Annotated in this window: 15 protein-coding genes and 1 riboswitch; of the genes, 12 read left to right on the top strand and 3 right to left on the bottom strand. The window is 61.7% G+C overall.

The annotated features are described in order from the left end of the window. Positions 1–73 precede the first annotated feature (73 nt). Complete coding sequence (locus AC07WT_RS24030; protein WP_494948868.1) at positions 74–1,309, bottom strand: c-type cytochrome; 1,236 nt, start codon at positions 1,307–1,309, stop codon at positions 74–76. A 90-nt stretch (positions 1,310–1,399) separates the two neighbouring features. Continuing rightward, positions 1,400–3,127 carry a methanol/ethanol family PQQ-dependent dehydrogenase gene (locus tag AC07WT_RS24025; protein ID WP_494948867.1) on the bottom strand — a complete coding sequence of 576 codons (1,728 nt, stop codon included), beginning with the start codon at positions 3,125–3,127 and terminating at the stop codon, positions 1,400–1,402. A 593-nt stretch (positions 3,128–3,720) separates the two neighbouring features. Between AC07WT_RS24025 and adh the strand changes: the two genes are divergently transcribed. From adh to atzF, 12 genes are all read left to right on the top strand, one after another. Further along, entirely contained in the window at positions 3,721–5,241 is a 1,521-nt protein-coding gene (gene adh / locus AC07WT_RS24020; RefSeq protein WP_494948866.1) for an aldehyde dehydrogenase, read from the top strand. Positions 5,242–5,613: 372 nt separating this feature from the next. Then, complete coding sequence (locus AC07WT_RS24015) at positions 5,614–7,284, top strand: MASE1 domain-containing protein (RefSeq protein ID WP_494948865.1); 1,671 nt, start codon at positions 5,614–5,616, stop codon at positions 7,282–7,284. Between the two features lie 28 nt (positions 7,285–7,312). Beyond that, the gene (locus tag AC07WT_RS24010) at positions 7,313–7,930 is read left to right on the top strand and encodes a response regulator (protein ID WP_494948864.1); all 618 of its coding nucleotides are present in this window, start codon (positions 7,313–7,315) and stop codon (positions 7,928–7,930) included. A gap of 617 nt (positions 7,931–8,547) precedes the next feature. Continuing rightward, positions 8,548–8,811, top strand: a complete 264-nt coding sequence (locus AC07WT_RS24005) for a DUF4148 domain-containing protein (protein WP_494948863.1) — start codon at positions 8,548–8,550, stop codon at positions 8,809–8,811. Between the two features lie 183 nt (positions 8,812–8,994). Then, the gene (locus tag AC07WT_RS24000; RefSeq protein ID WP_494948862.1) at positions 8,995–9,387 is read left to right on the top strand and encodes a hypothetical protein; all 393 of its coding nucleotides are present in this window, start codon (positions 8,995–8,997) and stop codon (positions 9,385–9,387) included. Further along, a riboswitch (guanidine-I (ykkC/yxkD leader) is annotated at positions 9,373–9,472 on the top strand. Its footprint overlaps the gene before it by 15 nt. 58 nt (positions 9,473–9,530) lie before the next feature. Then, positions 9,531–10,601, top strand: coding sequence for a putative urea ABC transporter substrate-binding protein (locus AC07WT_RS23995; RefSeq protein ID WP_494948861.1), 1,071 nt, complete (start codon positions 9,531–9,533; stop codon positions 10,599–10,601). A 34-nt stretch (positions 10,602–10,635) separates the two neighbouring features. Next, positions 10,636–11,451 carry an ABC transporter permease gene (locus tag AC07WT_RS23990; RefSeq protein WP_494948860.1) on the top strand — a complete coding sequence of 272 codons (816 nt, stop codon included), beginning with the start codon at positions 10,636–10,638 and terminating at the stop codon, positions 11,449–11,451. Further along, positions 11,448–12,239 carry an ABC transporter ATP-binding protein gene (locus AC07WT_RS23985; RefSeq protein WP_494948859.1) on the top strand — a complete coding sequence of 264 codons (792 nt, stop codon included), beginning with the start codon at positions 11,448–11,450 and terminating at the stop codon, positions 12,237–12,239. The genes AC07WT_RS23990 and AC07WT_RS23985 overlap by 4 nt, the downstream gene beginning before the upstream one ends. 16 nt (positions 12,240–12,255) lie before the next feature. Next, positions 12,256–12,960 (top strand): urea amidolyase associated protein UAAP1, encoded by a 705-nt coding sequence (locus AC07WT_RS23980; protein WP_494948858.1) that lies wholly within the window; start codon positions 12,256–12,258, stop codon positions 12,958–12,960. 15 nt (positions 12,961–12,975) lie between these two features. Continuing rightward, a complete protein-coding gene (locus AC07WT_RS23975) occupies positions 12,976–13,617 on the top strand; it encodes an urea amidolyase associated protein UAAP2 (protein ID WP_492593150.1) in 642 nt (213 codons plus the stop codon). Between the two features lie 175 nt (positions 13,618–13,792). Beyond that, positions 13,793–17,392, top strand: a complete 3,600-nt coding sequence (uca, locus tag AC07WT_RS23970; protein WP_494948857.1) for an urea carboxylase — start codon at positions 13,793–13,795, stop codon at positions 17,390–17,392. Between the two features lie 19 nt (positions 17,393–17,411). Next, the gene (atzF, locus tag AC07WT_RS23965) at positions 17,412–19,259 is read left to right on the top strand and encodes an allophanate hydrolase (protein ID WP_494948856.1); all 1,848 of its coding nucleotides are present in this window, start codon (positions 17,412–17,414) and stop codon (positions 19,257–19,259) included. A 464-nt stretch (positions 19,260–19,723) separates the two neighbouring features. Here atzF and AC07WT_RS23960 read toward each other — a convergent pair whose 3' ends face one another. Continuing rightward, positions 19,724–20,356: a Type 1 glutamine amidotransferase-like domain-containing protein gene (locus AC07WT_RS23960; protein ID WP_494951027.1), complete on the bottom strand. Its 633-nt coding sequence runs from the start codon at positions 20,354–20,356 to the stop codon at positions 19,724–19,726. Positions 20,357–20,393: the final 37 nt, after the last annotated feature.

Genomic DNA, 20,393 nt, shown 5'->3' with positions numbered 1-20,393 from the left:
TTCCTGAACACCCATTCCCCCTTTGACAGCCGGCGATCTCCGTGAAGTACCCGGAGATCGCCTGAAGCGTTCGCTATTGCGAGGTCCGCGCGTTGAGGGGCGTCGACGACGCTTTGGCGTTGTCGTCCGTCAGCCTGGTCTTGCCGGCGCTGTAGCCGTTCGAATACAACAGGAACGCCATGATGTCCGCATAGTCCTGCGGTTTCATCTTGCCGGGACGGTCTGCCGGCATATTGTTCGCCATGTATCCATACACGCCGCCGATGGTGAGCTTCGCGTTGGCGGCCGGCGCGAAGGACGGACCACGCAACGCGGGCGCATTCAAACCTTGCAGCTCGGGACCGTGGCACTTCGCGCACGCACTCGAGTACAGCGTCTTGCCGTGCGCGACCTGCGCGCGGTCAAAGCCGGGAGCGTCGGCGGGCGCGCTTGCATCGACCTTGATGAAGCGACCTTGCGGCGCCCGGCGATTGCCGGCCAGTGTCATTCGCCACACTGCCGAATCGCTACGGCCAGGGCCGTCGCGGTAGGCAAATGCGCCCGCAGGAGGCCCTGCAGCCTGAACCGATTCCGGCAACCGCCAGGCGCGGGTCAACGCCGCCAACCTGCCATCGGACGCCATCTTCTCCAGCGCGGCGTCGATACGCGGCTGTAACGCGGCCCCGTTCTTGCCAAATGCAAACACCAGATTCCAGTCGGCATACGGCGAGGCGGCGCCCGCAATCTTGAAGTGCCGCTGCGGATGCTCAATCGTATAAGCCACAACCGCCGGATACCAGACGATCGCGCGTTGGGCACGTCCGCTCGCGACGGCATCGACCGTGAGTTGCGCCGTGTTCTCCAGGTCGAGCTTGACACCGGCTTGCTGCACGGCGATCAACTGCGCGGGGCTCGCGTAAGTTGCCGCGACGACTTCTGCGCCGCTGGCCTGCGCTGACGACCCGTGCGAAGTGACGCTCACATAGCCGGACTGCAGATAGCCACGCGAGAAAGTCAGCTTGCTGCCGGAGCCGTCGGCGACTGCCGAGCGCGGGAAGCCTGCGATGACATCGCATTTGCGCGCAAGCGCCTTGTTGAGTTCCTTCAGCGACACGCCGTCGTCATCGTTACCGTCGAATCCACCGGGTGCGAGCGACATTGCGATACCCGCCGTACGAAACGCTTCGCGCGCCACCGCCTCGTCGAGCGCGGTCGATGGGCTGCCTGGAAACGTGCAGACGCGCACACCGGCGGTAGCGATTCCTGGCGCGAGCACGGCGCTACCTAGCAGCACACTGGCCAGAGCAAACGAATTAAGTCGAGTTTTCATGATCCTGCTTCCGGGAAAGACCGGGCCGCCGCGACTGGATTGCCCGCGCAAATGTGCGCTGAGCAACCTGACGTGGCGGCCACGTGAACATCAGCTATGGTTGAGCGCAAACACGTACAGCGTGCCGCCGCGTGGGACCTTCTCCGCCGACTTCGCCATCGGACCACCCCAGATCGGGTTAGCGCCGCCGTAACCGGCGAGAATGGCGACATACTCCTTGCCGTCGACCTCGAACACCGACGGTTGAGCAATGATCCCGCTAGCGAGTTTCGGGCTTTGCCACAGCACCTTGCCGGTCGCCTCGTCGAACGCATACAGATGGCCGTCGAGCGAGCCGCTAAAGGCGAGGCCACCCGCAGTGGTCGCTACGCCGCCATTCCACGGCAGCTTGCTCCAGTGACTCCAGACCTTCTTGCCGGTGTCGACATCGATCGCCTGCAGTTCGCCATAACCCTTGCTGCCGGGCTCCGGTTTGATCTCGAACCCTTCGCCGAGGTACGGCAACCCCTCCATGTAGTTCACCGACTTGCCCGACAGCGACATGCACGCATGCAGCGCGGGAACGATCGCGAGATGCTTGTCCGGATCGTACGAAACCGACCACCAGTTCTTGCCGCCGAGGAAGCTCGGACAGGTTTCGATCGTCGTGCCGGCCTTCGGATATTTCGACGCATCCTGGATCGGCGAGCCGTCCGCCGTATAGCCGGTGACCGAGGTCGCCGTGACAAAGGGCTTCGCGTAAATCAGCTTGCCGGTGCCGCGATCGATTGCGTGGAAAAAGCCGTTGCGGTCCGCATGGATGATGGCGTCGTATTCCTTGTTCTGGTACTTGATCGTGGCAAGCACCGGTGTATTGACGCCGTCGTAATCCCATGTGTCATGTTTCGTGTACTGGTAATGCCATTTGAGGTTGCCGGTTTTCGGATCGAGCGCGAGCAGTGAATCGGAGTAGAGGTTGTCGCCCGGACGCAGATCGGCGAGCCACGGCCCGGGGTTGCCGACACCCCAGTAAAGCGTTTTCGAGGCGGCGTCATAGGTGCCTGTCAGCCAGGCCGGTGCGCCGCCATGCTCCTGCATGCCGTTCGGCCATGAGTCACCGCCCTTTTCCCCGGCTGCCGGCACCGTAAAGCGTTTCCACAGCACGTTGCCGTTATCCGGATTCAACGCCGCGATGAAACCGCGCGCGCCGTATTCCCCGCCTGCGCTGCCCACTACCAGCGCGCCGTCGAGCGCGAGCGGCGCGAGGGAGAACGCGTAGCCCAGCCCCGGCTCGAACATCTGCTTGCGCCAGACGAGCGCGCCTGTCTGCGCATCGAGCGCCGCGACGTCGCCGCTCAGCATGGCGACGTAGACGTTCTTGCCGTACAACGCCACACCGCGGTTGATCACATCGCAGCATGCTGTCTTGAACGATTCGGCCCCGAGTTTCGGCTCGAACTTCCAGAGTTGCTTGCCGGTTGCGGCATCGAACGCGTACACGTTGTCCTTCGGCGTGGTCACGTACAGATAGCGGCCATTGACGATCGGGGTGGCTTCGAAACCCTGCTGCAAGTCCGCCGGAAACTTGTAGCTCCACACCTGTTTGAGGTTCTTGACGTTGGCTGCGTCGATCTGCTTGAGCGGCGAATGCGCCTGACCGTTATAGGTGCGGTAATACGTGAGCCAACCGGGGTCGCTCTGCGCCGCTGTCAACCGCTCATAGGTGACGGCCGGATAGTCGTCGGCTGCTGCCGCCGACGCGAATACCAGACTGACGGCGGCGGCCACGCCCAGCGCTAGCGCCGTGGGCCGCGTCGCCGAAGTTAAACGTGCTTTCATCCTTGTCTCCTGTGTCGACCAGAGTTGCCGCTTTAGCGGCTTACTCTGGTCCCACGCAACATGGTTGTTGTTGAGTTGCCGCTTTAGCGGCTTACTCTGGTCCCATGCAACATGGTTGCTGTTGAGTTGTCGACGCGAGGCCGTGCGGCGGCGCCATCGTCTAGTGAGCGCAGACTGGCTGCCGACCATTCAAGGCAAGTCGCGTGCCATTGGCAGTGGTGTGGCCGCAAGCCGTAGCGGCTCATGAAGGACGGGCGCGAGTGCTGTTAAACGGCCGCCGCGGCGTGACAACTGGTGTTGCACGCTGGCGCAGTCGAGCGAGGATGTGTTGCTAAAAATGACAGTTGCCACGCAGGTGGATCAACCGGCACATATGCTCGATCCACTCGCCGCGACGTGTGCGCCGCACGCGGTGCGTGGCATCAGATGCGGCTAACGATGCGACTATCGCCTGTCGCGACGCTGCCAATACCTGATGGCACGCTTCTCGCTGAACGCTCCGCACGATGAAGAGCGTCAGCAGTGCGGATGCGCCGAGGCAACGCATGCTTTCTCCATCGAGACCAGCCACACAATCATTGGAGGAGTCCAGCATGAATCACGCAGATATGCAGTTTCTCGATGTCGAATTTCCGTATGCGCGGCAGTACGCCAATTTCATCGGCGGCGAGTGGGTTCCTCCGGTGCGCGGCGAATACTTCGACAACGTGTCGCCCATCACCGGCGAGCCCTTCACGTCGATTCCCCGTTCGACGGAAGAAGATATCGAGCTCGCCCTCGACGCGGCCCACCGGGCCCGCAAAGCGTGGGCCGATACCGCGCCGGGCGTGCGCGCGAATATTCTGAACCGCATTGCGGACCGCATGGAGCAAAACCTGTCGCGTATCGCGGTCGCGGAAACGATCGACAACGGCAAGCCGCTGCGCGAAACGCTCGCCGCCGATATTCCGCTCGCGATCGACCACTTCCGCTATTTCGCCGGTTGCATCCGCGCACAGGAGGGTTCGATCTCCGAGATCGATGCGGATACCGTGGCCTATCATTTCCACGAGCCGCTTGGTGTGGTTGGTCAGATCATTCCGTGGAATTTCCCGATCCTGATGGCGGTGTGGAAGGTAGCGCCGGCGCTGGCTGCGGGAAACTGCATCGTGCTCAAGCCGGCCGAGCAAACGCCCGCGTCGATTCTCGTACTGGTCGAACTGATCCAGGACCTGCTGCCGCCGGGTGTGCTGAATGTGGTCAACGGTTTCGGCCTTGAAGCCGGCAAGCCGCTCGCATCGAGCAAACGCATCGCGAAGATCGCCTTCACCGGCGAGACCACCACGGGCCGCCTGATCATGCAGTACGCGAGCCAGAACATCATTCCGGTGACGCTCGAACTCGGCGGCAAGAGCCCGAACATCTTCTTCGCCGACGTGATCGACCACGACGATGGTTACTTCGACAAGGCGCTCGAAGGCTTCGCGATGTTCGCGCTGAATCAGGGCGAGGTGTGTACGTGCCCGTCGCGCGTGCTGATCGACGAAAAGATTTACGACCGCTTCATGGAGCGCGCATTGAAACGCGTCAAAGCGATCACGCAAGGGCACCCGCTCGATACGAAAACGATGATCGGCGCGCAGGCTTCGCAGGAACAGCTCGAAAAAATCCTCTCGTATGTCGATCTCGGCAAGCAGGAAGGCGCCGAATGCCTGATCGGCGGCGAACGCAACACGCTGGGCGGCGAGCTGAGCAAGGGCTACTACGTGAAGCCGACCGTGTTCCGCGGCCATAACAAGATGCGCATCTTCCAGGAAGAGATCTTCGGGCCGGTCGTTTCCGTGACGACGTTCAGAACCGAAGAAGAAGCGCTGGAGATCGCCAACGATACGCTCTACGGTCTCGGCGCCGGCGTGTGGACGCGCGACGGCACGCGTGCCTATCGCTTCGGCCGGCAGATCCAGGCGGGCCGCGTGTGGACCAACTGCTATCACGCGTATCCGGCGCATGCGGCGTTCGGCGGCTACAAGCAATCGGGTATCGGCCGCGAGACTCACAAGATGATGCTCGATCACTATCAGCAGACCAAGAACCTGCTCGTCAGCTATAGCGAGAAGCCGCTGGGCTTTTTCTAACGCTCTTCTAACGCGTCACCGTCCGGAGCGGCATGAGGGCCGCTCCGGATGTTTCGTTTATCGCACGCGCAAGCCACGAAACATCCCTGCTTTACTTCCACGCATACCGCACGCCGATCCTTGGTAAGGCAGACGGACACACGCCTGAACAAACTTATGTTGTACCGCCATGATGATCCTTCGTATGTGCGATAGCGCACAGAAGAATTCTGACGTGGGTTCATAGTCGTTTTGGTCGTCTTGATATGAGGAGTGCGACCTGCGTAATCCCGGCATTAAATTCGCCATATTGACAGGTTCATCAGGATTGCTGCTTGCGGGCTGTGCCGGGACGCATGGGAAATCGCTCGCGTAGAGGGTTTGGAGCGAACAATGGGCATCAATCGGGACAATTCCAGGTTTAGGCTCCTCCTGCACACCGGGTTTGTGGCATTGGCGTACTACGCAAGCGCAAAAGTAGGACTTGCTTATGCGATAGTGGGCGGCGCAGTGTCTCTGGTGTGGCCTTCCAGCGGCATCGCCCTTGTTGCGCTGCTCGCTCTGGGCTTCGAAGTTGCCCCCGGAATCGTCATTGGCTCCTTCCTGGCCAACGTGTCGGTGGGCGTGCCCTTGCCAGTGGCCGCGGTGATTGGCGCCGGCGCTACAGTGGCAGCCTTGACGGCAGCAATATTATTGAACCGCGCGGCTCGATTCCAGATCACCCTCGACCGCATCAGTGACGTGTTGGCCTTCATCGGCCTGGCTGCGGTGGTGAGCACGGCAGTAAGTGCGCTGATTGGCGCGACCGCCCTGCTTGGAGGGGGCCTGGTGCCGGTCGCCGAGTACGACGCAGCCTTTCTGAAGTGGTGGCTCGGTGACATGATGGGCGTGCTGGTCGTGGCCCCGCCCCTGTTCAGCTTCCTCACGTATTCGAACCCTGTCCGCTCCGCGGCGCAGACCGTAGAGGCGTGCGGACTGACCGTTGCGACCTCCTGGGTGAGCTACCTCATCTTCGGCGCCCCGCAACTTGCCGGGCACGGCTACTATCCCGCAGCCTTGGCGATCTTTCCGTTCATTATCTGGGCGGCTCTCCGCTTCGATCACTTAGGCACCAGCATCGCGACCTTGATGGTTTCAGTCGTGGCCATCTGGGGTACCACCCACGACACGGGCCCCTTCGCCGCCGAATCTCCGGTGGATAGCCTCGTGAGGTGGTGCACCTTCGCGAACGTCGTGGCGGTGACCGGACTGCTGCTGGTGGCGGTACGTGCTCAGGAGCAGCGCGTCCATAGCCTGCTGCAGGCATCCCACATCGAATTGGAACGGCGCGTCCAGGAGCGAACCGAAGACCTGGAGAAGACAAACAATGAACTAAAGGAGGAGATGGCGCGGCGCCGTCTGTTGGAAGGAGAACTGATCCAGATCGGCGATCAGCAGCAGAGACTCATCGGCAGGGAACTGCATGACGGACTTGGGCAACACCTGACCAGCCTGGGTCTGTACAGCGCCGCCTTGAATCAGAAACTGCAGACCCAGGGCCACCCAGCCGCCGCCGACGCCGCTACCATCGTCGGATTAGTGAAGCAGGCGTCCTTGATGACCCGCAGGGTTGCCCATGGCCTGGACCCGGTCGCCATGGAATATGGTGGCCTTGCGGCCGCACTGCATGTGCTGGCGGAGACGACTCGCGCGCTTAATGGCGTGGATTGCATGCTCCGGATCAACCCAGATGTGGACTTACTGGATCCGCCGACGCAGATCAACCTGTACCGTGCCGCACAGGAAGCAGTCAACAACGCGCTGAAATATAGCGAAGGCCGCCACATTTGGATCGACTTGGAGCGCGCAGGCAGTTTGCAGACGCTTTCGATCAGTGACGACGGGGTGGGCGTCGGCCCGGAACAAATGGAGCGTGCCTCAGGGCTGGGACTCCACAACCTGCGTCACCGGGCGAGCCTTCTGGGCGGCTCTTGCACCGTGACCCGCAATGCTTTGGGTGGCACCACGGTCACCATCCGCTATCCGATACCGGAGCGCCCGGACCATGCACGGGAACTCGTCTAGCTCAGGCCGCGCGACTCAAATCCTGATCGTGGATGACCACCCCATCATCCGGGAGGGGATGACGCACTTGCTGAATCTGCAAGGGGATCTGCACGTCTGCTGTGCGGCCGGCAGCGCCGAAGAAGCCTTGGCCGCGATGGCCTGCCAGCCCGACATGGCCATTGTGGACATCAGTCTGCAATCGGACTCCGGCCTGGATCTTGTCAAGACCCTCCGCCACCGCTACCCAAATTTGGCAATCCTCGTCCTCAGCATGCATGACGAAAGCCTGTTTGCCGAACGCGCACTACGGGCCGGGGCAAACGGGTATCTGATGAAACTCGAGGCCACAGAGCATGTCATGAGCGCCATCCGCGACGTGCTGGCAGGCAATATTTATTTGAGCGCCGCCATGCATGAAAAGCTGGCGCGAGCCCTTGCGGGTCCCAAAAAAATGCCGGCGGGGCCAATTGCGAGCCTTTCGGAACGGGAATTCGAGGTCCTGCAGCTGATCGGACTCGGCTTCAGCACCCGCGAAATCGCCGAGAAACTGAATCGGAGCGTCAAGACCATCGAGGCACACCGGGCCAACATCAAAGAAAAGCTGAATATCCGTAACGGCAAGGAGCTGATGCGCTTCGCAATTCAGTGGATCGAGAGCCAATAGGGCGGAGCCCGGTCACTGAATAAGGCAATCCCCTAGCCTCGTTTAGGAAAAGTGCCTTATTCATGCGCATGCGGTCAGCGCATACAGTGCAGTGGTACCTGTCGGCGTGCCGCAACCCGTGGACGGGGGGCAGTCGAAACCCGGCAGTTCCACGCGGTTTGCCGCCATGAACACCGGTATCCAGCGAACCGTTGTAGTTCTGATTTCCGCACTGTCGTGGCCCTATGGATGGGCCGTGGGAGATAGGACTTGCCCATCCAGAGAGAGCCTTGAGCTGGCTTGCGTGCGCTACGCCGACGTTCTGCTTACAGATCAGAAAAATAATTCCAATACCGTTCCAACTGGAACAACCAGCAGAACATCCATAAATACCAAAGGAGTACGTTGCAGGTGATGAAAATAGATCCAGGCTGGATGCCTGGGCCCTATCCTGGAGCGGCCGCGATACAAAAAAAAAGAGGTAACTCGGGAATAAAGGAAATTCTGCCCTGGTATTGCAAGAGCGTGCCGAGTCCTTGCAAGACCCTTTGATGCCTTTCGAAACGGCACGAAATCCCGGCGCAAACTGCGTGATTCGATTGGCGTCGGGCATGTCATGCACCATGCTGGAGAATACGATGAAAACTCTGACTTTGATCCCTATTGCCGCATTGGCGTTGTGCACCACGCTCGCCTATGCGGGTGACAACACCGACACATCCAGGACCGCCTCCGACAGCAACGCCGCTATGACGTCGGACGCAGTCGGCGGTACGTCCGTGGGCAGTAGCGGGAGCGGCGCCCTCCGTGGCAAGACTCGCGCAGAGGTCATTCAGGAATTGCAGCGCGCCCAGAAGGACGGCACGCTGGATCGCTTGAACGCGCTCTACGGCGGGCAGTGAGCAGATGCACGGGATGCGGTACGGTGCGCGCCGCACAGCGTCCCGGGAAACGACGTCAACAATTGGAGCGAAGGGCCAGAGCCCGGGAGAATGGCAGGACTCGAGCTGACCGTCGCACATCACGGCGCTCGCCAGGACATGGACGGATGAGCGGAAAACCGAGCTGGCTAACCCGGCCAGCGGATGGACCTACTCGCAATCAACCGTCGCACGGTCGTGTCGCTGCTCGTCGCGAAATTGCGCCAGCGTGATCGCATGCGCTTGGCGAAGGCTGGACGTGAAATGGCTGTTGCTGCTGAATCCGCCGTCCTGCGCGATGCGCGCGATCGCGCAGTTTGCCCGCGGTCATTTCCTGATCCAGGCCGCTACATGACTATCAACGCCCAAAAAATCAATGCACGGATAAGGTGCCGATTCGGCATGCCTAGGTGCGCGCCGTCACCGGAGCGGGGCGGAAACCCGCTGCGCTGCGCCCAAATGCGGCGATTTTCCTTTGGCACGCTTCTCGCTCAGGAAGGAGTGCAAGGAGCCGGCGCATCATCCGGTTTAACACACAATCTGGAAATGGACGGCTAGGGTTCCGGCCTGCTTCACGCAGGTGCTGGTCCGAGAGCTGTCGACCTCAGGTGAGGTTACACGGCGGGACAAAAGCCCGGGAGAGAACGCGATGTTTGCGCTGCTCCCTGCCGTCGCTAACCGTCCCTTCCGAGGTCAACCTCATGCGCAAGCTCGTTCGCTTTCTCAGCATCGCCGCCGTCTCTCTCGCCGCTTTCACCTCAACTTCCTCGTTTGCCGCCGGACGCACCGACTTCAAGGTGTGCTGGACCATCTACGCGGGCTGGATGCCGTGGGGTCAGGCCAAAACCCAGGGCATCGTCTCCAAGTGGGCCAAAAAATACGGCATCACCGTCGATGTCGTGCAACTGAACGACTACGTCGAATCCATCAATCAGTACACCGCCGGCAAGTTCGACGGCTGCGCGATGACCAACATGGACGCGCTCACCATCCCGGCCTCGGGTGGCGTCGATTCGACCGCCCTGATCGTCAGCGATTATTCGAACGGCAACGACGGCGTGCTCATCAAGGGCAAGGGCAAGCAGATTGCCGACCTCAAGGGCCAGCAGATCAATCTGGTTCAGTTCTCCGTGTCTCACTACCTGCTTGCGCGCGCCCTCGAGAGCGCGCATATGAGCGAGCGCGACCTCAAAGTGGTGAACACCTCCGATGCCGACATCTCCGGTGCGTTCGCTACGCCCGCTGTCCACAACGCGGTGACGTGGAACCCGATGCTTGCCGACCTGAAGGCGCAGCCGAACGTCACGGAGGTCTTCGACTCGAGCAAGATCCCCGGCGAAATCATGGACATGATGGTCGTCAACACGAAGACGCTGAACGACAACCCGGCGCTCGGCAAGGCGCTGACGGGCGCATGGTTCGAGATGGTCGCGTTGATGCGAGCCAATAACGCCGACAGCACCGGCGCGCTCACCGCGATGGCGAAGGCATCGGGCACCGATCTCGCGGGCTTCAAGGGCCAACTGTCGACCACCGCGCTGTTCTACACACCGAAGGCCGCACTCGATTTCGTCACCAGCCCTGACATGCCGAAGATCATGACGCGCGTCGCGAAGTTTTCGTTCGATCACGGTCTGCTCGGGCAGGACGCCAAGAGCGCGGACGTGGTCGGCATGGCGTTCGACAAGGGCGTTGTGATCGGCAACAAGAGCAACGTCAAGCTGCGCTTCGATCCGACCTACGTGGAAATGGCGGCTGCCGGCAAGCTCTGAGCCAGACAACACGCATTTGATAAGGCAGGCATCCATGCGACTCATCAATCGACACCCCAGCCGAAGCGGCGGCCTCATGCTGCTGTTGCTGCCGTTCATCGTGCTCATGGCGGTCTATTTCACCGGGTCGTCGATGCGGCTCAAGGTCAATCCCGATGACAAGCTGCTGCCGAGCGCCACGCAAATGACCGATGCCATCAAGGAGGTCGCTTTCAACGAGGACAAGCGCACGGGCGAGTATCTGCTGTGGGCCGATACGGTGTCGAGCTTGAGACGGCTCGGCATCGGCCTCGTCGTGAGTGCCGTGATTGCCTTGGTGGCGGCCATTGCGACAGGCGCTTTTCCGCTGGTGAGCGCAACCTTTTCACCGTTCATTACGGTGATTTCGATGATTCCGCCGCTCGCGGTGCTGCCCATCCTGTTCATCGTGTTCGGGCTCGACGAGTTGTCGAAGGTGGTCCTCATCGTGGTCGGCATTACGCCGATGATCATCCGCGATCTGCACGCGCGGGCCCGCGAGATCCCAACCGAGCTGTGGGTCAAGGCGCAGACGCTTGGCGCAACCAGTTGGACCTTGATTCTGCGTCTCGTGCTGCCGCAACTGCTGCCGCGCTTACTGGTGGCGATCCGTCTCTCGCTCTGCTCTGCTTGGCTGTTTCTGATCGCTGCGGAAGCGATCGCTTCGACGGACGGTCTCGGCTACCGCATTTTTCTGGTGCGCCGCTACCTCGCGATGGACGTGATCCTGCCTTACGTCGCGTGGATCACGCTGCTCGCGTGGCTCACCGACGAACTGCTGCGCCGTCTCACGCAATGGTCGTTCCCCTGGTATGGCGGAGGCGCACGATGATCGAAGTTCGTAACGTCTGGAAGCAATACGGCGATCAGGTCGTGCTCGAACGATTGAACCTGCACGTCGATGAAGGCGAGTTCTGTTCGATGGTCGGCGCATCGGGCTGCGGCAAGTCCACATTCCTGCGGCTGTTGCTCGGCCAGGAGCGCGCGACGCGCGGCGAGATTCTGCTCGACGGCGAACCCTTGCCGGGTGAACCCGATGCGCATCGCGGCGTGGTGTTTCAGCGCTATTCGGTGTTCGACCATCTGAGTGTGGTCCGCAATGTGATGCTGGGACTCGAATTGCCGCGCGCGAAGTTCACGGGCCGACTGTTCGGTGCACGGCGGCGTGCGGCGCGTGACGAAGCCGCAGCGATGCTGGAACGCGTGGGCCTCGGCGCGGCGTTGGATAAATATCCGCAGCAACTGTCGGGCGGCATGCAACAGCGTCTCGCGATTGCCCAGGCGCTGATGATGAAGCCGCGCGTGTTGCTGCTCGATGAGCCATTCGGCGCGCTCGATCCCGGCATCCGCAAGGACATGCACGACTTGCTGCTGGGCCTGTGGCGTGAATCGAAGCTGACGATCTTCATGGTCACGCATGACCTGAAGGAAGGCTTCACGCTTGGCAGCCGCGTGCTGGTATTCGACAAGGTCCGTGTCGATCCTCAAGCGCCCGGCGCCTATGGCGCGCGCATTACCTACAACATTCCGCTCGACCACAGCCGCGACTCGGCGTCGTCCATCCATATGGCCCAAGCCGTGGTGGAAGGCGCATCGCGTGTCGAAGCGGTCTCAGCCTAACGGGAATCCTGACAACATGGATTTGCTACTCGAAGAAACCGTCCCCGGCGGCGGCCATGCATCGCTGATCGTCAAGCGCGGCCAGTCGTTGCGCATCACCGACCTGCGCGGCGGCGCGAACGTCAGCGTTATGTTGATCAACGCAACCGAGAAGAGCGAACGGCTCAACCTCCCCGATACGCTGAAGTGCCAGCACACGGCGAAACTGACGGCCGGTCATTGCCTTTATTCCGATATGGGTCGCGTGCTCGCCGCGATCGTTGCGGACACCTGCGGCTGGCACGACAGCATCGGCGGCGTATCGAATGCCGACGAGGTTCATGAACGGTACGGCACGGGCCGTTATCAGGAACTGCGCAATGCGTTCTATCGCAACGGCACGGACAACCTGCTTGTCGAAATGGGCAAATGGGGGCTCGGTATCTCGGACCTCCTGATGACGCTCAATCTCTTTAGCCGTGTCGATGTCACCGACGCGGGCGACTTGAATTTCGTGCCCGGCAATTCGAAGGCCGGCGATTACGTCGACCTGTATGCGCCGATGAACACGCTCGTCGTGCTCACCGCGATCCAGCATCCGCTCGATCCGAATCCGGAATACGCACCCAAGCCGGTCAGGCTTGCGTTGAGCCACGCGGAGCGCGACGTCGCCGAACTTTGCCGAACCTCATGTGAGGAAAACGTGCGCGGTTTTATCAACACCGATCGTTTCTTTCTTTGAGCGGAGCCTGACACCATGACAACGACGCTTACAGTCAGCGACAAACGCCCCGAACACGCGGTCTTTCGCGAGACACTCGCGGCCGGCGAGCCGTGGCTTCACGAACTGAAAGCCGGGCAGACGCTGCGCATTCTCGATCTGGAAGGCAATCAGGCCGTCGATACGCTGTTCTACAGTCTTGCAGATCCGCGTGAGCGTTTCGACCCGCAACGAACGCTGCGCCGGCAGAAAAGCCTCTATCTGACGACGGGTACCGTGCTGTATTCGAACCTCGGCAATCCGATGCTGACGATCGTCGCCGATACCTGCGGCCGTCACGATACGCTCGGCGGTGCCTGCGCGCAGGAGAGCAACACGGTGCGCTACGCGCTGGAAAAGCGTTACATGCACAGCTGCCGCGACAACTACCTGCGTGCTTGCGCGCACGACGGACGTTTGTCGAAGCAGGATATCGGCGCGAACATCAACTTCTTCATGAACGTGCCGGTGACGTCCGAAGGCGGTCTTACATTCGAAGACGGCATCTCGGCGCCGGGCAAGTATGTCGAATTGCGCGCGGAAATGGATGTGATCGTGCTGATCTCCAACTGCCCGCAGTTGAACAATCCGTGCAACGCCTATAACCCGACGCCCGCGGAACTGCTGATATGGAACTGAAGCGTATCCGCAACTGGCTTTATTTCGTCATGCTGGTTCGCTCCGGACGACGCTGCACCCGCACGCGCGAACAACTGACCCACGCAAATCGCTGACACGGACCTCTGCCGCGGACGACCGCGGCATGCAATTCCCACGTGGCGGGACGGCCCGCCCATGAATTTAGTCCCCTCTCATGTTCGAGAAAATCCTGATCGCCAATCGCGGCGCCATTGCGTGCCGCATCCTCAGAACGCTGCGTGAACTCGATGTAACAGGTGTCGCCGTCTATGCGGAAGCGGATCGCGCGAGCCTTCACGTGAGCGAGGCGCCTATCGCGCACGGTCTCGGCGACGGTCCGGCCTCTACCACCTATCTCGACACGGAAAAAATCCTCGAGATCGCTCGCCGCGAAAACGTGCAGGCGATCCATCCGGGCTACGGATTCCTGTCCGAGAATGCGGCCTTCGGCGAAGCGTGCGAAGCGGCGGGCATCGCGTTCATCGGACCGACGCCAGGCCAGTTGCGGGCGTTTGGCCTGAAGCACACGGCCCGTGGGATTGCCGCGGACGAGGGTGTGCCGATGCTCAATGGCACGGGCTTGCTGGACGACCTCCCCGCCGCACTGGCAGCGGCCGCGGCGATCGGCTATCCCGTGATGCTGAAAAGCACGGCGGGCGGCGGTGGTATCGGCATGCGGGTGTGCTGGAACGTCGAGGAATTGAGTGCGCATTTCGAGGTGGTGAAGCGCCTCGGCCAGAACAACTTCAGCGATGCAGGCGTGTTCCTCGAAAAATACATCGAGCGAGCGCGGCATCTGGAAGTGCAGGTGTTCGGCGACGGCCGCGGCGACGCGATCGCCCTCGGCGTGCGCGACTGTTCGGTGCAGCGGCGCAACCAGAAGGTGCTCGAAGAGACGCCCGCGCCTAATCTGCCGGACGGCATGTCGGCCGCCTTGTGCGACGCCGCGGTGAAGCTCGCGAAAGCGGTCAATTACCGCTCCGCCGGCACGGTCGAATTCGTCTACGACAGCGCCGCGCAGCAGTTCTATTTCCTTGAGGTGAATACACGCCTGCAGGTCGAGCATGGCGTGACCGAGCAGGTCTGGGGTGTCGATCTGGTGCGCTGGATGATCGAACTGGCGGCGGGCACGCTCGCGCCGTTGCAGGAACTCGCGGCGGGGTTGAAGCCGCAGGGGCACGCGATTCAGGCACGGCTCTACGCCGAAGACCCGGGCCGCGATTTCAAGCCGAGCCCGGGCTTGCTGACCGATGTCGGGTTTCCGCGCGCCGACGGCCGCGCGCTGCGCATCGATACGTGGATCGAGGCGGGCTGCGAAGTGCCGCCCTATTTCGATCCGATGCTTGCAAAGGTGATTGCGTGGTCGCCAACGCGCGACGCGGCGCGCCACGCGCTCACTGACGCGTTGCAGAACACGCGCATCTATGGCGTGGAGACGAACCGCGACTATCTTCGGCAGATCCTCGACGATCACCCGTTTGCGTCGGGCGAGCCGTGGACGCGCTGCCTCGAAGGGCTCAAGTATCGAGCGAGCACGATCGAAGTCGCCAGCGGCGGCACGCAGACGACCGTGCAGGATCATCCGGGCCGCCTCGGCTATTGGGCGGTCGGCATTCCGCCGTCCGGTCCGATGGACGACCGTGCGCTGCGGTTCGGCAACCGGCTTCTCGGCAACGGCGCAGACGCTGCCGCGCTCGAAATTACGATGAGTGGGCCGACCTTGCGCTTCAACACGGACGCCGTCGTCGCCGTGACGGGCGCGAATCTGCCCGTGCTGCTCGACGATATCGAACAGCCGTTGAACACGACCCTGTTTGTCGCCGCCGGTTCGACGCTCGCGCTCGGCACGATTCGCGGCGCGGGCGCGCGTGCCTACCTGTGCGTGCGCGGCGGCTTCGACGTCGCGGTGTATCTCGGCAGCCGCAGCACCTTCACGCTCGGCCAGTTCGGCGGACATGGCGGGCGAGCGCTGCGTGCGGGCGATGTGCTGCATCTTCATCCGTTGCAGGATGAGCGTGCGGGCGCGGTACTCGCTAACGTTCCCGCGCTCGAAACCGTGCGCACGCTGCGCGTCATCTACGGTCCGCACGGCGCGCCGGAGTACTTCAGCCCGCGTTATGTCGAGCAGTTTTTCGACACCGAATGGGAGATCCATTTCAACTCCAGCCGCACCGGTGTGCGTCTGATTGGGCCGAAGCCCGAATGGTCGCGCGAGGACGGCGGCGAGGCGGGGCTGCATCCGTCGAACATTCACGACAACCCATACGCGGTCGGCGCCGTCGATTTCACCGGCGACATGCCCGTGATTCTCGGACCCGATGGTCCGAGTCTTGGCGGCTTCGTCTGTCCGGTAACGATCATCGAGGCGGATCTTTGGCAAATCGGCCAGTTGAAGGCCGGTGACAAGGTGCGCTTCGTGCCGGTGCAGATCGATGCAGCGCGTGAGGCTGCACGCCAACGTCTGCGTGAATTGCAGACGCTCGAATTCGAGGGGAAACCGGCATTCACGAAGGCCGCGATGCTCAAATCGCCTATCGTCCTCGATACCGGTACGGATCGTGAGCGGCTGGTCGCGCGTGTTTCCGGCGACACGCATCTGCTACTCGAAATCGGCCCGACGGAGCTTGACCTCGTATTGCGTTTCCGGGGCCATGCGCTGATGCAGTCGCTCGAAGCGATGGCGCTCGCTGGTGTGATCGATCTGACACCCGGCATCCGCTCACTGCAGATTCACTATCAGCCTGAAAGCCTGCCGCTCTCGCAGTTGCTCGCGATCGTCGAGCGCGCATGGCAGGACGTTCTGTTGCAGAAGGATTTGCGCGCACCGTCGCGGATCGTGCATTTGCCGCTGTCGTGGGACGATCCCGCGTGCCGGCTCGCGATCGACAAATACATGACCACGGTGCGCAAGGACGCGCCCTGGTGCCCGAGCAATCTCGAGTTTATCCGCCGCATCAACGACCTCGATTCGATCGACGCCGTCAAGCAGATCGTCTTCGATGCCAGCTATCTCGTGATGGGGCTCGGCGACGTGTATCTCGGCGCGCCGGTCGCGACGCCGCTTGATCCGCGCCACCGGCTGGTGACGACCAAATACAACCCGGCGCGCACGTGGACGGCGGAGAACTCGGTCGGCATCGGCGGCGCGTATCTGTGCGTGTATGGGATGGAAGGGCCAGGCGGTTATCAGTTCGTTGGCCGCACGTTGCAGATGTGGAACCGCTATCGCGAAGTCGCGGATTTCGCGGGGCGGCCGTACCTGTTGCGCTTCTTCGATCAGATCCGCTTCTACGAAGTCCCTGCCGATGAGTTGCTGCGTATCCGCGCGGATTTTCCGCTCGGCCGCTATCCGTTGAAGATCGAAGAGACCGAGTTGTCGCTGGCCGACTATCAAACGTTTCTCACGCACGAATCCGCTGGCATCAAGCAATTCCGCGCGCGCCAGCAAGCCGCGTTTCAGGCCGAACGCGAGCGCTGGCGCGAAGCGGGAACAGCGGAGGAGAGTTTCGACGCGCCGGTCGCCGAGAGCGCGGAACTGGCGCCGCTGCAAGAGGGTGAAATTGCGGTGGACAGCGAGATTGCCGGCAGCCTCTGGCAAGTGCGGGTGGCGCCCGGCGATAGGGTCAAGGCAGGCGACGTGCTGCTCATCATCGAGTCGATGAAAATGGAAATCTCCGTGTGCGCGCCGTGTGCGGGAACGGTCGGCGAAATTCACGTGGCGCCCGGTTCGCCGGTGCGAGCGGGGCAGCGGGTTGCCGTCATCGAACGTCTTTGACTATCCTGGGAAAACACTTATGTCTTCATTCGATCTGCGCCTGTCCACGCTGCGCGCCGCTTACCGTGCCGGGACGCTTACGCCGCGCAAGCTGATCGGCGAGTTGCTGGTGAAAGCCGCTGCACTGGATCTCGAGTTTCATCTGTTCATCCACCTTCTGAGCGAGGCGAAAGTCGCGCCGTATCTGGACTGGCTGGAAACACAGGATATCGAAGCATTGCCGCTGTATGGCATTCCGTTCGCGATCAAGGACAACATCGATCTGGCCGGTATTCCGACAACGGCCGCCTGTCCCGCGTTCGCCTATACGCCGGCCGAGTCGGCGACGCTCGTCGCGCAGTTGATCGCGCTAGGCGCCGTGCCGCTCGGCAAGACCAATCTCGATCAGTTCGCCACTGGCCTGAACGGCACGCGTTCACCGTACGGCAAGTGCCGTAACAGCGTGCATCCTGACTATCCATCGGGCGGATCGAGTGCGGGCTCGTCGCTAGCCGTCGCGCTGGGCGTCGCGAGCTTCGCGCTCGGCACTGACACCGCAGGCTCGGGCCGCGTGCCGGCAGGATTGAACAACCTCGTTGGACTCAAGGCGAGCAAAGGTCTGCTGTCGACCGCCGGCGTCGTGCCGGCCTGCCGCACGCTCGATTGCGTGACGTACTTCACGGCAACCGCGCGCGAAGCCAGCGAACTGCTCGCACTCACCGCCCAAGCCGATCCTCGCGATGCATACAGCCGCAAGAACCCGCAATGGAACGACGCACGCGCGTTCGGCAAGCTCGACACATTCCGGTTCGGCGTGCCGTCGCAACTCGAATTCGCGGGCTGTACTGAAAGTCCCGCGTTGTTTGCGAAGGCTCGCGCGATGCTCGAAGCGGCGGGCGGCGAGGCCGTCGAAATCGACTTCGCGCCGTTCGTCGAAGCGGCGAACCTGCTCTACGAAGGCCCGTGGGTCGCGGAGCGCTACAGCGTCGCAGGCGAGTTGATGGAAGCGAACCCGGAGGCCGTGTTGCCGGTCATTCGCGATGTGTTGGCGAAGGCGCCAGGGGCGAGCGCAATCGAACTCTTTCGTGCGCAATATCGCCTGCAAGCATTGAAGGCGATCTGCGACGCGGCGCTTGAACCACTCGACTTCGTTCTTACGCCGACGTATCCGCGTCCCGTTACGCTGGCGGAGCTGGAACGCGATCCCATCCGGCCAAACTCGTTGCTCGGCTACTACACGAACTTCATGAATCTGCTCGACTATGCCGCCGTCGCGACGCCGACCGCGTTCATGGCGAATGGTCTGCCGTGGGGCGTCACCGTGTTCGGCCGCGCGTTCACGGATCAGTATCTGCTGAGCGTGGCGGACACGTTGCAACGGATGAGCGGAATCGAATGCGTCGGCGGCGGCAAACCCGATGCGAACGACGGGCCCAAGGCGAACAATGATCGCGTAAAGGTCGCGGTGTGCGGCGCCCATATGCAGGGTTTGCCGCTCAATCGTGACCTGGTTTGCCGTGGCGCACGCCTGGTAGAAGCTACGCAAACTGCGCCGCATTATCGGTTGTCTGCGCTGGCAGCCGCGCCGGATAGCACAAGGCGGCCCGGAATGTGGCGAGTGTCGGACGGCGGCACGGCGATCGCGATTGAGGTCTGGGAGATGCCCAGCCTGGAATTGGGTTCGTTCATCACGACCATTCCTTCTCCGCTTGCGCTAGGGAAGATTGAACTGTCAAATGGCGAGTGGGTGACAGGGTTCGTGTGCGAATCGTATGGGCTGGAGTCCGGGGCCGACATCACGGAGTTTGGCGGCTGGCGAGCATGGCTCGCCAGCGAGCAAAAATCACGCGCACGTCGGCCGGATGCGCAGCCGGCGGCGCCCATCTAAGCTCTGCTTGCCCGCACGATCCCGGCTCATGCGGGCAAAGAGGCCAGAGCCGAACTAGTCAAATGAAAAATGCTCCTGCTCTGCGTCGCTACCCGGCGGAACCCCGACCGTAGGCTCGATGGGATATCTGTTTTTGCTTTTCGTCCGCCGCGCTAGTAGCCCCGCTTACTATGGTTAATCGTAGTCTATCGGGGCAGCCAGAGGTAAATCCGCCTCCAGCGCTTGCCGTGTAAGCAGCTACCAAGGGGTAGGGATAATGTCACAGCCTCGTCGGCCGTCGTCTCATGTCGGTCAGGAAGCGGACGGCCACAATCCGTACGTGAGTGGCTGGAACTGGCCGATTGCTGCCCGATGCCGACGTGCGCCAGAAGTCTCAAACCGCGCATCGCGCAGAGGACCGTAGCCGACCCAAAAGCAACGCTCGGCGACTCCGATAACGGCCATTGGCGATGGCTCAGACGCTTCTAGCTAACAACCTCGTTCCGCATACCATCTATCACAAGAGCCTCGCCGTCTCTCAACGTTCGATATGGCATCTGGTTGCGTTCGTAGAATTCGACTTCCTCGCCCACTACAGCCGATTCGGGATGATCTGATTCGAAGTGAACGACGAGGGAAAATGGCAAGAGCCGAAGCCCGTCCCATACCACCGCTGAATCGTATCCCGGTGGAATTTCAGCAGGATCGCTAACGCGATCAAGCGCGCGGAGCGTGCTTGAAGCAATGACCGCCGCCGCGCTAAATCCCGAATAGACAATTCTGTCACGTTCCAACAAATCGGCGATCACGACATCGAATCCGCTTTGCCTCATTGCTCTACGAAGTATGAATGCGTTGCCGCCATTGACCCATACCGCGTCGAACTGCCGTAGTGCCTCGCTCAGTCGATCTCGGGCTCCGAAGAACTGCCGGAGATTGAGTTCTTGCACGGCGAACCCCAACGCCCGAAGTTTTGTTTCCTGACTCTGCAACCACTTCGTTCGCGCTTCTTCACGATGGTCAAGCGCGTTGACGATGATAGCGGCTCGCATTTCCCCGCCGACCAACCGTACAAGATGGTCGGGCCTGGCACCAACATCGAATGACGAAAGGTACATGCGCACGGTGAATTCTCCACGTAGCTACAAGCAATGG

Source organism: Paraburkholderia sp. GW821-FHT02A12 (assembly GCF_059422005.1).
The sequence above is the reverse complement of the archived record's forward strand: the minus strand, read 5'-3'. Positions and strand labels throughout refer to the sequence as shown.

Bases quoted from the DNA above. Each gene is read 5' to 3' on its own strand.
- AC07WT_RS23960 (WP_494951027.1), bottom strand. From the start codon at position 20,356: ATGTACCTTTCGTCATTCGATGTTGGTGCCAGGCCCGACCATCTTGTA.
- adh (WP_494948866.1), top strand. From the start codon at position 3,721: ATGAATCACGCAGATATGCAGTTTCTCGATGTCGAATTTCCGTATGCG.
- AC07WT_RS23985 (WP_494948859.1), top strand. From the start codon at position 11,448: ATGATCGAAGTTCGTAACGTCTGGAAGCAATACGGCGATCAGGTCGTG.
- AC07WT_RS24025 (WP_494948867.1), bottom strand. From the start codon at position 3,127: ATGAAAGCACGTTTAACTTCGGCGACGCGGCCCACGGCGCTAGCGCTG.
- AC07WT_RS24000 (WP_494948862.1), top strand. From the start codon at position 8,995: ATGGACCTACTCGCAATCAACCGTCGCACGGTCGTGTCGCTGCTCGTC.
- AC07WT_RS23990 (WP_494948860.1), top strand. From the start codon at position 10,636: ATGCGACTCATCAATCGACACCCCAGCCGAAGCGGCGGCCTCATGCTG.
- uca (WP_494948857.1), top strand. From the start codon at position 13,793: ATGTTCGAGAAAATCCTGATCGCCAATCGCGGCGCCATTGCGTGCCGC.
- AC07WT_RS23995 (WP_494948861.1), top strand. From the start codon at position 9,531: ATGCGCAAGCTCGTTCGCTTTCTCAGCATCGCCGCCGTCTCTCTCGCC.
- AC07WT_RS24015 (WP_494948865.1), top strand. From the start codon at position 5,614: ATGGGCATCAATCGGGACAATTCCAGGTTTAGGCTCCTCCTGCACACC.
- atzF (WP_494948856.1), top strand. From the start codon at position 17,412: ATGTCTTCATTCGATCTGCGCCTGTCCACGCTGCGCGCCGCTTACCGT.
- AC07WT_RS24005 (WP_494948863.1), top strand. From the start codon at position 8,548: ATGAAAACTCTGACTTTGATCCCTATTGCCGCATTGGCGTTGTGCACC.
- AC07WT_RS23975 (WP_492593150.1), top strand. From the start codon at position 12,976: ATGACAACGACGCTTACAGTCAGCGACAAACGCCCCGAACACGCGGTC.
- AC07WT_RS23980 (WP_494948858.1), top strand. From the start codon at position 12,256: ATGGATTTGCTACTCGAAGAAACCGTCCCCGGCGGCGGCCATGCATCG.
- AC07WT_RS24030 (WP_494948868.1), bottom strand. From the start codon at position 1,309: ATGAAAACTCGACTTAATTCGTTTGCTCTGGCCAGTGTGCTGCTAGGT.